The sequence below is a fragment of the Streptomyces sp. NPDC029138 genome (assembly GCF_055564375.1).
Window position 1 is genome coordinate 262,565 of record NZ_JBVHWM010000003.1, and the last position, 12,484, is coordinate 275,048.

Annotated in this window: 13 protein-coding genes and 1 pseudogene; 7 read left to right on the forward strand and 7 right to left on the reverse strand. The window is 69.2% G+C overall.

The annotated features are described in order from the left end of the window. The first annotated feature begins 7 nt into the window (after window positions 1-7). The 4 genes from ACZ4WH_RS05190 to ACZ4WH_RS05205 all read left to right on the forward strand — a co-directional run bounded on the left by ACZ4WH_RS05190 (window position 8) and on the right by ACZ4WH_RS05205 (window position 3,271). Window positions 8-865, forward strand: coding sequence for an NAD(P)-dependent oxidoreductase (locus ACZ4WH_RS05190; protein WP_468176750.1), 858 nt, complete (start codon window positions 8-10; stop codon window positions 863-865). Between the two features lie 152 nt (window positions 866-1,017). After that, complete coding sequence (locus ACZ4WH_RS05195) at window positions 1,018-1,485, forward strand: DinB family protein (protein ID WP_468176752.1); 468 nt, start codon at window positions 1,018-1,020, stop codon at window positions 1,483-1,485. Beyond that, a complete protein-coding gene (locus tag ACZ4WH_RS05200) occupies window positions 1,482-2,675 on the forward strand; it encodes a MalY/PatB family protein (protein WP_468176754.1) in 1,194 nt (397 codons plus the stop codon). Before ACZ4WH_RS05195 ends, ACZ4WH_RS05200 begins: the two co-directional genes overlap by 4 nt. A 35-nt stretch (window positions 2,676-2,710) precedes the next feature. After that, window positions 2,711-3,271: a CGNR zinc finger domain-containing protein gene (locus tag ACZ4WH_RS05205; RefSeq protein WP_468176756.1), complete on the forward strand. Its 561-nt coding sequence runs from the start codon at window positions 2,711-2,713 to the stop codon at window positions 3,269-3,271. A 266-nt stretch (window positions 3,272-3,537) separates the two neighbouring features. Here ACZ4WH_RS05205 and ACZ4WH_RS05210 read toward each other — a convergent pair whose 3' ends face one another. Then, window positions 3,538-3,993: a VOC family protein gene (locus ACZ4WH_RS05210; RefSeq protein ID WP_468176758.1), complete on the reverse strand. Its 456-nt coding sequence runs from the start codon at window positions 3,991-3,993 to the stop codon at window positions 3,538-3,540. A gap of 133 nt (window positions 3,994-4,126) precedes the next feature. Between ACZ4WH_RS05210 and ACZ4WH_RS05215 the strand changes: the two genes are divergently transcribed. Next, the gene (locus tag ACZ4WH_RS05215) at window positions 4,127-4,516 is read left to right on the forward strand and encodes a GNAT family N-acetyltransferase (protein WP_468176760.1); all 390 of its coding nucleotides are present in this window, start codon (window positions 4,127-4,129) and stop codon (window positions 4,514-4,516) included. 542 nt (window positions 4,517-5,058) lie between these two features. Here the strand turns inward: ACZ4WH_RS05215 and ACZ4WH_RS05220 are convergent. After that, window positions 5,059-5,787 carry an SDR family oxidoreductase gene (locus ACZ4WH_RS05220; RefSeq protein WP_468176762.1) on the reverse strand — a complete coding sequence of 243 codons (729 nt, stop codon included), beginning with the start codon at window positions 5,785-5,787 and terminating at the stop codon, window positions 5,059-5,061. 116 nt (window positions 5,788-5,903) lie between these two features. On the opposite strand from ACZ4WH_RS05220, the gene ACZ4WH_RS05225 reads away from it, so the two are divergent. Beyond that, entirely contained in the window at window positions 5,904-6,308 is a 405-nt protein-coding gene (locus tag ACZ4WH_RS05225; RefSeq protein ID WP_468176764.1) for a carboxymuconolactone decarboxylase family protein, read from the forward strand. 551 nt (window positions 6,309-6,859) lie between these two features. On the opposite strand, the gene ACZ4WH_RS05230 is transcribed toward ACZ4WH_RS05225, so the two are convergent. Further along, on the reverse strand, window positions 6,860-8,242 hold the full coding sequence (locus ACZ4WH_RS05230) for a carboxypeptidase regulatory-like domain-containing protein (protein ID WP_468176766.1): 1,383 nt from the start codon (window positions 8,240-8,242) through the stop codon (window positions 6,860-6,862). Window positions 8,243-8,479: 237 nt separating this feature from the next. On the opposite strand from ACZ4WH_RS05230, the gene ACZ4WH_RS05235 reads away from it, so the two are divergent. Beyond that, window positions 8,480-9,049, forward strand: coding sequence for a TetR/AcrR family transcriptional regulator (locus tag ACZ4WH_RS05235; protein WP_468176768.1), 570 nt, complete (start codon window positions 8,480-8,482; stop codon window positions 9,047-9,049). A 235-nt stretch (window positions 9,050-9,284) separates the two neighbouring features. Here ACZ4WH_RS05235 and ACZ4WH_RS05240 read toward each other — a convergent pair. The 4 genes and pseudogenes from ACZ4WH_RS05240 to ACZ4WH_RS05255 form a co-directional block, all read right to left on the reverse strand. Beyond that, window positions 9,285-9,463, reverse strand: a pseudogene (locus ACZ4WH_RS05240) (dihydrofolate reductase family protein); the annotation flags it as partial. Between the two features lie 59 nt (window positions 9,464-9,522). Then, window positions 9,523-10,290 (reverse strand): SDR family NAD(P)-dependent oxidoreductase, encoded by a 768-nt coding sequence (locus ACZ4WH_RS05245; RefSeq protein ID WP_468176770.1) that lies wholly within the window; start codon window positions 10,288-10,290, stop codon window positions 9,523-9,525. Window positions 10,291-10,713: 423 nt separating this feature from the next. Further along, a complete protein-coding gene (locus tag ACZ4WH_RS05250; RefSeq protein WP_468176772.1) occupies window positions 10,714-11,061 on the reverse strand; it encodes an ArsR/SmtB family transcription factor in 348 nt (115 codons plus the stop codon). A gap of 595 nt (window positions 11,062-11,656) precedes the next feature. After that, complete coding sequence (locus ACZ4WH_RS05255; RefSeq protein WP_468176774.1) at window positions 11,657-12,391, reverse strand: sigma factor; 735 nt, start codon at window positions 12,389-12,391, stop codon at window positions 11,657-11,659. Window positions 12,392-12,484 lie beyond the last annotated feature (93 nt).

Consider the following 12,484-nt stretch of genomic DNA (forward strand, 5'->3'; position numbering starts at 1 on the left):
CATCGCAATGAAGGCAACGATCAAGAAGGTCGGTTTCATCGGTCTCGGTGACCAGGGCGGCCCCATGGCGGAGACCATCGGCGAGCACGGTTTCGAGTTGCACGTCTGGGCCCGGCGCCGGGCCTCCTTGACGGCTGTGGAAAAGGTCCCGCACACCGTCCATGGCACAGTGGCCGAACTCGGGACGTCCGCCGAGATGATCGGGCTGTGCCTGCGGGACGATGCCGACCTCTGGGACGTCCTGGACGGCCAGGGATTGCTGGACGCCATCTCCCCTGGAACGATCATCGTCAACCACGGCACCGGCGACCCCACCGAGGCCGTACGCATCGCCGGGCACATAGCGCGGGCCGGAGGCGTGTACCTCGACGCCCCTGTCAGCGGCGGCAGCCCCGGAGCCCGAGCGCGCACGCTGACCACCTTCACCGGTGGGCCGCGGGACGCGTTCGAGGCGGCCCGACCGGTGTTCGACACGTTCAGCGACACCGTCAAACTCATGGGACCGGCCGGCGCGGGCCAGTTCACCAAGTTGTTCAACAACGCGCTGACCATCACCAACATGAAGAACGCCGAGGACGTGCTCGGGCTGGCCGCGCAGGTCGGTCTGAACATTCCCGCCCTCATCGAGGTGGTCTCCGCCAGCAGCGGTGCCAGCGCAGCGCTCCACGCCCTCGGCGGCGACCTCGACCCGGACCTCGCCGAACACGTCCACACGCTTATGCGGAAGGACATGCACCACTTCGCCGACGCCGTCCGCGCGGGTGGTGCCGACCCGTCCGAAGTCCTGGAGCGCGGTCTGGCCGGCGCTGCCGGCCTCGTCGAGTCGGCCCATATGGTCGCCCGCGCCCGCAAGGACGCCACATGACACCCCTCAAGGTAGTTACACCACAGCTCCGATCGACCCGATTTGCTCGCCCTCAGGGCGACAAGCAAGGTCATCCAAACTGATCTGACACCATCTTGACAGGTGTTGACGTGCTGCTGATACTACTGCTTCCAACCCGACAGGGAGACACCGTGCACGACCACGACGAGTACCTGTACTTCCTTCGCCGCGCCTTCGACGGCATGCTCGACGCGCTGGAACAACTGGGCGACGACCTCGGCAACACCGCACCGCCACTGCCCGGGGCCAACTCCCCGTACGCCATCGCGTACCACTGCGTGGCCGTGGCCGACTACTGGACCGGACACGTGATCGCGGGGCGCCGCGTCGACCGCGACCGGCGCTCCGAGTTCACGGCGAAGGGCAGCGTGCGGCATCTGCGGCATGACGTCGACGCTCTCTTCACGCGTCTGGAAGCGGACCTCTGCGAGGCGCTGCCGTCGCAACCGCCGCGCAACACACCCCCCGCCGAGTTCGAGGGCCCGGACCGCCCGCTGAGCGTGCGGGGCGTTCAGCTGCACGTGCTGGAGGAACTGGCCCAGCATCATGGGCAGGTGCAGATCACCCGCGACCTCCTGCGTGCGGGGGTCCGGGCATGAGGTCCGCACCGACCCGGGGGATTCCCGGCTTCGACGACATCGACCCGGACTGGCTGCGCGCCCGCGGCAGCGTGAAATGGCACCGTCCCGAGCGGGATGTCCTGCCCGCGTGGGTGGCCGACATGGACTTCCCCACTCCGCCACCGGTGGTGGCCGCGCTGCACGAGGCCGTCGACCGCCGCGATCTCGGTTACCCGGACTGGCCGGACGGCAGCCCGTTGCGAACGGCCTTCGCCAAGCGGATGGCCGAGCGCCACGGATGGGCGGCCCCGGCCGACCGGGTGCGCGAGCAGACCGACCTGATCCAGTGCCTGCAACTCGTCCTTCACCTAGCGACCTCGGACGGGGACGCGGTGGCGGTGCAGGTCCCCAACTACCCGCCGTTCCTGGCGACGTTGCGCACGATGAACCGGAGGATCGTGCCCGTACCGATGGAGGACACCGACGACGGCTGGCGGATGGACTTCGCCGCGCTGGACACCTCGGTGAAGCGGTCCGGCTGCAAGGCCTTCGTCCTGGTCAACCCGCACAATCCCACCGGCCGCGTGCTGACACGCGACGAACTCGGCGAGATCGCGGCCATCGCACGACGACACGATCTGCTCGTCATCAGTGATGAGATCCACGCCGAACTGACGTATGCCCCCCACCGGCACATCCCCTTCGCGAGCCTGTCCGACGACGCCGCGCGACGCACCGTGACGCTGACCTCCGCGACCAAGGCGTTCAACCTGGCAGCGATCCGCTGTGCCATCACGCACTACGGCCCGGACCGCCTCCTCGCGCTGCGGGACGCACAGCCGCCCGACCTGTACGGCGCCGTCTCACCGCTCGGCGTCGTCGCCACGCAGGCCGCATGGGAGCACGGCGACGCCTGGCAGCGCGATCTGCTGACCGTTCTGGACCGCAATCGCCGGCACGTCCACGCGGTGGTGCGCGACCGGCTTCCGCTGGTCCGCCACCACCTGCCCGAGGCCACCTATCTGGCGTGGCTGGACACCCGGCCGCTCGGCCTGGCCGAGCCGCCGGTGGAGAAGGTGCTGAGGGACGGCCGGGTCCTGCTCGACGGCGGCACTCCCTTCGGCCCGGACGCCGACGGGTTCCTGAGACTGAACTTCGCCACCTCACAGCAGGTGCTGGACAAGATCCTGGACCGAGTCGCCCGTGTGCTGGGCGCGCGGGAGGGGTGACGACGGTGCGGGACGCCGCCTGGCACCATGGAGCCGTGGATGACTTCGTGTTCGTCAGCGGGCGGCTCTCCCTGGACCTCGCGGGCACCCTGCTCTGGCGGCGAAGCCGGCGCATCGAACTGCTGTCATTCCCTGACGACCTGCGACGCTGGGTCCACCAGGCCGGGCTCCTCGACGAGCCCGGCCCGATGGACGCACGCGCCCTGTCGAGAGCGTGGCGTCTCAGGGAAGCCGTGTATGCGCTGGTCCGTGCGTGGCCCCTGACACCGACCGCGGACAGCGCGGTGCGAGAGTCCCTCGCCGAGGTCAACGAGGCGGCCCGGCTGCCGCTCCCGAGGCACCAACTCGACGAGGCCGGTCGCCTGAGCCGTACCGGGGGCATCGACGAGGTACTGGGCGCGGTGGCCCGGGACGCCGTCAATCTGCTGGGCGGTACCGACTTCGCTCGCGTCCGGGAGTGCCTCAACGAGGAGTGCACCCGGCTCTTCGTGGACCTGTCGCGGTCCGGCAACCGGCGCTGGTGCGGTATGGCCGAGTGCGGGAACCGGCACAAGGTGGCCAACTACCGCAAGCGGCGACAGCAGGAAGTACGCTGACCACTCCCGAGCGTCGCGACCCGCCAGGTGGGAGCCCCGTACCCAGGATCGCAGCCCCGAACCTGGGCGCATCGCACGACGACTTCGATGCAGCGCCGTATGAGTGGCCGCAGAGCGAGTCAAGACCCTTGGGTGGCGAGATCAAGTCGACCTCGTGTCCGTGATCCCTGACCCAGAGCGCGGTCTCGGCGCCTATGAGCCCGCCGTCGTCGAACACAACGACCTTCATTTGGAGACTCCCTATGGCCGAGACCGCGTCGCGGTGCTCAACTGGACTCTTCAGGCGTGGCCGCGTGGATTCCTACGAGCAAACCGGTGGACTGGCCCACCTCGATGAGGTAGCCGTCGGGGTCGCGAAAGTAGCAGCGCAGCTCGGATCCGCGGTCAACGGGCTCGGTGAGGAAGTCGGCCCCATGCGCGACGGCATGCGTGTAGAAGGCGGCGATGTCGGCCACTCGCACGTTGAGGAAACTGGAAACACGCTCACCACCCTGTGGTGCCTCCAGTGTGACCCCTGGCTTGTCGGGAGTGGGACCGCCGCCGGGGTTCATGATGATCCAGGTGTTGGCGACCTTGACGATCGCCGGATCCTCCTCCATCACGACCTCGCCGCCGAAGACGTCGGCGTAGAAGCGCCGGGACACGGCGACATCGCGCACAGTCAGGAAATGCGTGAGGAGGAGGCCCTCTTGCGGTGCGGGCAGATCCGCGTGAGCTGTCATCGTCCGTCATCCCTTCTGGGGCCCATGTGGCTGAAGGGTTTGACCGAACAGGCAGCCGATCTGTGACACCGGTGGTCTGACGACGGCTCCGAGTACCTCATGGGATGGGACGCGGAGAGCCGCCCGGCACCCGATGTCGAAGCGACGGGAGTTCGCCGTCCTACCGGTGCTGGCGAGGTCGCTCGGCCACCCGGCCGAGACGCTCGATCCGGCCGGTTCGGACGGTGCACGCGCCGACCTGCGGGTGGAGACGGTGCGGGACGGCGAACAGCTGGCGGAGCTGGTCAGGACGTACGGGACGTCGATGGGTATCGCGCCCGGCCTGGAGACGGAGATGGTGCGCATCGAGTCGCGACGCGAGGACAACGCGGACATCATCCGGCTGGCCGCGGTACTGGACGGCCGGGTGGTCGGGTCGACGGTGGTGATCACCGCCCACGGGGTGGCCGGGATCTTCCTCGTGCACGTGGCCGAAGCGCATCGCCGGCGGGGCATCGGCGCAGCGTTCGCCTTTCCGGCCTGAACCGCCGCCCGCAGTGGTGACGCTGGAGGTGTCGTACAACGACGGCGCCACCTGTCACGCGACGACGTTGCGCGAGCCCGCGGACGGCGTGCGTCACCGGCGCCGCAGCGCTGCCGCCCACTGCCAGAAGACGGGGCAGGCGCGTCCGCGTCACACATCCACTCGGTGCATGGTCAAGGTGAGAGAACGCTGTCAACACAACGTTGGCCGACGGTGTGAATCCGCGTGACCGTGTCGAGGACCCCGGTGAACACCGAACGGCACATCGCTCGCGCACGACGCCGCTGATACGGGTGACGGCCGTGTCGGCGCCGGGCGCACCTGCCGTTCCGTCCTCCCCGTCGAACAGGAGCTGTCCTTGCGGCACGTACGGCTTCGGTGACCTGCGTTACGGGTGCCCGTCGCCCGATGCGCCGCGGCGCGTCCACCGTGTACGTCACCGTCATCCACGGGCAGGCGAAACAGCCGAGACGCTCTCGCGGAGCGCTCGAGGTCTCGGCCGTGAGGGGTCCGTGCAGGAACGGCCCATCGGGCGTCGTCGGTCAGGACAGCCAGTCGGTGTAGCGGGTGGGGGCGAGGTGAGCGTTCTTGTCGGTGAGGACGTCACCCTCGACGGCGGCGAACATGCCGGCCGTGGGATCGGTGACCACGGTGCGGGGGTCGCCCTTGTGAGACAGGGTGATCCGGCCGAGCTCGTCGAGGTTGAAGACCTCGGGGCCACCGATGTTGCGGACACCGTTCAACGGGGCGCCCGCGGCGACCTCTGCCACCGCACGGGCCACGTCCTTGGCGGCGATGGGCTGGATCGGCGTTGCGGGCAGCCGGACGGTTTCGCCGTCGGCGGTCCAGGACAGGACGGCGTCCATGAATTCCATGAACTGCGTGGCCCGGACGATCGAGTAGGGGATCGGACCCGCCGTGAGGATGTCTTCCTGCAGGACCTTGGCGCGGTAGTAGTCCAGCCGCGGCACCTGGTCGACCCCCACGATCGAGAGGATGACGAAGTGTCCGGCGCCGCCCTTCTGGGTCGCGGCCAGGAGGTTGTCCATCGAGGTCTGGAAGAAGGCCGGTGACGCCTCGTCGAAGGTCGGCGAGTTGGTCAGGTTGACGACGACATCGGCCCCGGCGACCGCCTGCTCGAGCCCCTGACCGCTGATGACGTCGATTCCGGTGGCCTGCGAGTGCGGTACCGCCTCGTGTCCGGCGGCGTTCAGATTCTGGACGACCTGTGAGCCGATCAGCCCGGTTCCGCCGATGACTGCGATCTTCATGACGTGCCTTTCGTCAAGAGTTGTGCAAATCTGGACATGTCGTGCGTCTATGCATGCGTCCCCGGGCGACGCCGACTCCACCGCTCGCTCGTCTCCGCACACAAGGGTGACCGAGCATGCCGTTCGTTTGTGACACGGACTTCGCGGCGCGGGACGAGGGCTGTCCGTCAGTGATCGTGCGACTGGTCGTGGTCGTCGTCGGGGCCGGTCTCGCTGGGCGGGAAGAACACGACGTGCGGCTGGCCGCCGGAGACCTCGCCTCGTTCACCGACAGGGAGCAGCTCGCCCTACGGTTCACCCGCGCCCTCACGCTCGGCCTTCCGGTGACCGGCCGTCAGGACAGGGTGACCGGCCTTGACCCCGCCGTGCCGGCAGAGCTGCGGGACGCCTTCGCACCGCGGGAGCTGGTCGAGTTCGTCGTGTCCGTCAGCCTGTGGAACGCGCTGAGCCGGTTCCACCGGGTCATGGACCCTCCTCTCGACCTCGGGACCCCACCGGCAGCGGTGGGCGCCGCCGTCTGAACGGATGTGTTGTCGCTCTGGCCGTGAAGTGCGTACGGCTGGATGATCTGTCGCGTGGCGGCTGGCGAGACGGCTCTGCGGTGTCGACGGCGGCGAAAGCGGTGTTCCGTGCGGGTCGCTGCGGTTCACGGCGGTGGCGGAGGTTACGCCGGGCCCGGCGGCGGGTGATCGCGATGCAGCGGAGCAAGTAGCTGGAGTACAAGGCGGGAACCGGACCGGGGGCTTGGAGTGCCCCGGTCCGGTTCCCGCCTTTCGTATGCCGTGCCCCCGCCACCGTGCGCGCTGAACCGGGCCGGGACCCGGTGGGCCGGTGGGCCGAGTGGCGCGCGGACCGCGGCCGCGTGTACCGCATCGACGGCCGCGCCTGGTTGGAAGTGCCCGCAGCACGGGAGCCCGGAGCCCTCCACCGCTTCGCCGCGCCCCCTCATCCGATGGCTGGTGGTGCGCCGTCGGTATCGACGTCACACGGACGCCGACGGCCGCTCCGGCCGACGCACATCGGAATCGACGCCGATACGGCCGCCGAACGCGCGAGGCGACCCGCGCTCGTGTCAGCGCTGCGACAGCGCCTGGAACGACGTCCAGCGGGTGCGGCCGTGCAGGGTGAAGTCGGCCCGGACGGCCACGCCGGACTGCATCAGCTTCTGGTGCACCACCGGGTGGCGGCCGGGGTGGGAGACGACGAGGACGATGTGTCCCTCGGGCAGGCCGGTCACGGCGTACTCGCCCTGCGCGTTCGTCGTGGTCCGCACCAGCTGCCGGCCGCGGGTGTCCATGACGGTCACGGCGGCATGGCGGATGGGTTGCTGCTCGTCGTCACGGACGGTGCCCTCCAGCATGGGCAGCGGCTCGCCGAAGTGGTGGTGATGGTGAACCGGAAGCGCGGTCGGTGCGGGAGCCTCCACGGACGGATCCTCGACCGGAGGTTCCGGAATGTCCTCCTGGGCCTCCTCCGCGTTCTCCCCGGCGGTTGGGCGCCGGTGCCGCCACGCGTCGAGCCCGAGCAGGGCGACACCCGCGGCGATCCACGCACAGAGCACGAGGACTGGTCCGAGCACGCCTGCTTCGTCGAAGTACAGCAGCCCCTTGAGGGCGTCCACCGCGTTCCCCAACGGCATCACGGCGTGCAGGTCCTGGAAGAACGTCGGCAGCATCGGGACGGGAGCCACGCCACTGGTGGGGACGCTCAGCACGATGAACAGACCCATGCCCACGAGGGGGAAGAACTGTCGTGTGAACGGCGCGATGCCGGCGGAGAACGTCGCAACCGCCATGGTGAGCAGGAAGCCGATCGCCAGCGCCGAGGGCTCGTCGGGGAGGTAGTTCAGCCATGTGCCGACGAGATAGCCCACCACGCTGAAGAGCGCGGCGACGCCCGCGATCGTGATCAGTTTCTTGCGGCGATTGAAGGTAACCGCCCGCAGCAGGGTGGTCGCGAGTATGTAGCCGGGAACGCTCCAGGCGACACCGAGGTAGACCAGGGTGGTGCCGTTCCGGTCCTTGCTCGCGGTGGGTGCCACATCCGTGATCGTGAGCTTCTGGTGGTCGTGCGCCGCCAGCTCGGTGAAGTCCTGGGCCAACGCCTGTTCCAGCGATGTCCCGTTGGCCTGAGCCACGTACAGCACAGGGTGGCCGCCCTCGGTGGCGTATCCCGCCATGGCGTCCCGCTGGAGCACTGCCCGTCGGGCCTGGCCCGCGTCCGCTACGGCGGTGACGTCGAACCCACCAGGATGCGTCCTCCGCAGGGCGGTGTCGATCTTGCGTTCCGTTTCGAGACGGGCGATCGCGATCTTCACGTGATGCGGCTGGGGAGCGTGGAAGGCCGAGGTGAAACAGAAGAGAAGACCGAGGAAAAGTACCGTCGGGAACATAAGGGTTTCGGCCAGGGTCCTGATCCAGGGTGTGCCTTCGATGTGCTCCTTGCGGTGTCTCACAGGACCTCCCCCCGGACGCCGCGAACCGGTGCGCGGCCGCGCCTCGGCAGGTGGACGACTGGGTCACGTCCTGCGGCTCTGCGCTTCGTGACCGCTTCCCGTAGTGCAGCCCGCTCCATGAGATCCCTTCACGCCCTTCGCACTCGGCCGTCGCTGACGCGAACGTCCCGTTAATGTACCGATCGGCACATCAACACTCTGCGGACCCTATGCGTACCGACCGGTACAGTCAAAGTCATGCCTCGCCCAGTCAATGTCGAAAAACGCGCCGAGTTGTTGCAGCAGGTGGTGGCGCACCTTCAAGATCACGGGCTCGCCCAGATGTCGCTGAGCCCGCTCGCCGAATCCATCGGCACCACCAAACGGATGCTTCTGTACTACTTCGGCAGTCGGGAGAACCTGCTGGCACAGGCACTGATCGCCAACCGGCCCGATGCCCATGCGATGTTCGACGACGTCCACGACACGGACGGCCTGCGCCGGGCCACCCGCACCCTGTGGAAGGCGATGACCGTCGGGGAACAGTCCGGACCGATCCGCATGCTGTTGCAATTGCTGAGCCTGGCCGCCACCGACCCGCAGCAGTACGGTGAGTTGGCCGCCGACACCGTCGAGGTCATGATCGGCCCGATCGCCGCCGCCTACGTCCGGCTGGGTCACCCGCCGGACCAGGCACGGGCCGCGGCCACGCTGCTCGTTTCCGGCCTGCGCGGATTGTGCCAGGACCGCTTGGTGACCCATGACGTCGCCCGTACCGACGCGGCAGCCGACCGCCTCATCGATGGAGCCACGGCGGCGCCCGGCTGACCCTGCACGTCGACCAGCTCGCCGCTCCCCCGGGACCCGTGTTCCCGGCGCTCAGCCGACGGCGCCCACCACGGTCGACGGCCCGCCGGGGACCGGTTCGGCGTCCCTCACCGCCGGGAGGGGGGTGCGGGCGGACTCAGAGAACACAGGGCCGGCAAGTGACGAGGGCGCGCCGACGGCGAGAACGGCGACCACATGGGCGACCCGTGCGCGAAGGCGCTGTTCCTGCTGATCGGCCACCTCGACGACTCGGACAGCTCCCCTCGATCAGACCCGACGCGGCCGCCTCGGCGGCGACGGCCGCGCCGCCTGTCGCGATGCGCCCTCCTTCCCCGGTTCGGCTCGCAACCGCTCGACCACCTCCGCCATGCCCCCGGAAGACGGGCGGGCATTGCCCCGCACGGTTGACAGCGAACCGAGGCGGTCCGGTCACACCCCCACGGCCCGCCGTCAGGGCGAGGAGGGCAGTGGGGTCAGATGAGTTCCAGTCCGCCGTCGACGGTGATCACCTGACCGGTCGCATGACGCCCGGCCGGGTCGGCCATCCGGAGGATCCAGTGCGCCATCTCGTCCGCGCTCGCGATGTGGTGCGTGGGGATACGGTCGCGCTCGTAGGCGTACATGTCGTTGGCGGCCTCCGGCGTGAGGCCGGCGTGCAACATGACGTCGGTCCGGGTGGGGCCGGGAGCGACGGAGTTGACGCGAACGCCTTCGCCGGCGAGTTCGAGGGCCCAGCTCCGCGTCATCTGCTCGATGGCCGCCTTGGTGGCCGAGTAGTGCGCGCCGCCCGCCATGGGGCGGTGGCCGTAGGTGCTGGAAAGGTTGATGATCGTTCCTGAGGTTCTCCGCAGGTGAGGCAGGGCCTCGTGGGCCAGCAGGCTCGGAGCGACGACATTGAGCGCGAGCAGATCGACGATCGTCTGCTTGTCGGTCTCCGCCAGCGGCATGACCGCCGTCGCACCGGCGTTGTTGATGAGGTGGTCGAGGCGCCCCCAGCGTTCCACGGCGGCACTGACCACCTTGGCGGGTGCTCCGTCGCCGCAGATGTCGATCGCCAGGAACTCGATGTTGTCGTGGGCCCCGGCCATCTCCTTCAACGGCTCCTCACGGCGCCCCACCCCGAGTACGTGTGCACCGGCCTCGGCGAAGGCGATGGCCGTGGCCCGGCCGATGCCGGACCCGGCGCCGGTGACGATCGCGACATGGCCGGAGAAGACCTGGTCGAGGGAGTTCGCAGGCATGAAGCCTCCTTGTTCGATGTTCGTTGTACATAGAACACTATGGGTGGGCTCGGCGCCGTCGTCAAACGGGGTGAGTGACGGAGTGACGGCCGCGACAGAGGGGCACGCCGGCGATCCGTGCAGGTCAGCAGGGGGTCTACGGCCGGGCCACAGCTCATGGCGTGCGGCGTGCGACAGGGGCCAGGGCATGCCGGACACCGATCGGTGCGGCTCAGGCGCGGTCGCCTCTCCCAGGGGACGCTCCGGGGCGTTCGTCACCATGGGCACAAGGCGGCATGGGTGGCACGGCAGAGGGTGATGGCCGCGACCACTGCGGCGGGCGCCAAGTCCGGCGGCAGCGGGCGTCACAGGCCCCTACGGCGGGAGGTCACCTGCCCGGGGATTCACAGATCGTTGAGTGCGGGCTGCCGAGCAGTGACGTCGTCACGCCTGTTCGTCGCGCTCGGTGACATGGTCTCCGATGTTGTCGCTGACAGCGGCGGACAGCAATGCCGGCAAGAGGCCGGGGAAACGGGCCTCGAGGGCGTCACGCCTCAGCTTCACGTAGCAGCGCGTGCCCTCCTGGCGGGTCTGTGTGACACCTGCCTCGCGCAGCATCTTGAGATGATGACTGAGAGTGGACTTGGCGACGGGCGCGCTGAATTGTCCCCACCCGCGCTCGGCACCATCGGAAAGGATGCGGACGATTCCCAGCCGAGTCGGATCGCTCAACGCTCCGAGCAGGCGCGGCAGGGCGATCTCGCTGTCGGCAGGTGACGAGTGGTCCGGCATGCCGACCATGCTACCGGGTGTTCGGCACACGTCGAACATCGCTCGTGATCAGGAAGCACCGCTGACAGCGCGGTGACCCGGATCACGGCTCGGGCTGTCACGCACCGCCGCGCTTCCGGATCGGGGCTGTGTGACAGCGACTCGGCCGGGAGACTCTCCCGAATGCTTCGGCAGCCATCGGACCGCGAGTCCGGCCGATGGACCCGTCTCACTGACGGCTGAGCGCTCCAGGGACGCGGGCGAGGAGGGGCATGTGCCCGGTCGCAGGCCGTGCCAGGATTCCGCGCGCTTCCTCCGGCCGCCCCACCCTTGCGCGCGCGGCAGCGACGCGTCTGCAGACCTGGCCTCAGAGGGGTCGCGCCGTCCGTGCTCCCATGAGGTAGCTGAGCAGGTGCCGTCGCGGCCGCGTGTCGGTGGTCGAGGCCCGTCCGTGCTTCGTGCGCCTCCGCCGGCGGCTGACGGTGGGATGACGCGGGGATGCTCCCCTGCATCCCCGCCGGGAAAAAACCTACCGACACCGTCGGCCTCCGGCCGAGCTGTCGGAACCCCCGCACGCTCGCTGAGCCGACGCGCCATGTCCACGTCGCCCCTCGTCTCACGCGGCATGTCGGGTCGGTTGGTGACCCGGACGACGCGATCCAGGGGCCGGCGACAGCAGGCGGTGCACATGGCTGTCGGGGACGAGCAGCTGGATGAGGTCTTCCAGGTCACCGGTGCCGGCCGCGGTCCGGAAAGCGGCGACGAGACGACGGTGCGACGCAGCGGGGACCGGCCGCTCCCGGTCGCACTCGAGGCGGGTCTGCGCTCGGTGGACCACCACCCGTGCGTTCTGGGCGCTGATCCGAAGCAACCCCGCCAGATCGGCATAGGCGTAGTCGAAGCCCTTCCGCAGCACGTAGGCGGCCAGCCGATCCGGTGTCAGCCTCGCCATGAGCAGGGCCAAGGCCGCCTCGACGGCAGCGGTTTGCTCCGCACGCAGCACGGGATCCTGGGCGGCCCGGTCGCCGAGGTCGGCCAACTGCGGCTCGGCCGGCTTTTCGTGACGGTGCCGCGCGGACTGGACGACGTTGATCGCCAGCCGGGTCGTGGCCGTGGTCAGGAACGCGGCAGGATTCTTGATCTCCACGCGGTGGGTGAGCTGCCAGCGCACCCACACCTCCTGGATCACGTCTTCGGCCCCCGAGACGTCACCGAGAATCTGGTAGGCGATCCGGAACAGTCGTGTCCGCTGGGCCAGGAAAACACCGAGGGCGACGTCCAGGTCGTCTTCGCCCGGCCGGACGACCGGGGGCTCGGTCGGCGTCATCGTTTCCGGGCTGGGCGCGGACATGCGGGAACTCCTCTTCGTGGGCGGGCGCCCGTCGAGGGCGTTGTTTCCACCCTCGGCCCGGGGCACCGCTCACCGCGCCCTTGGTGCCCATGG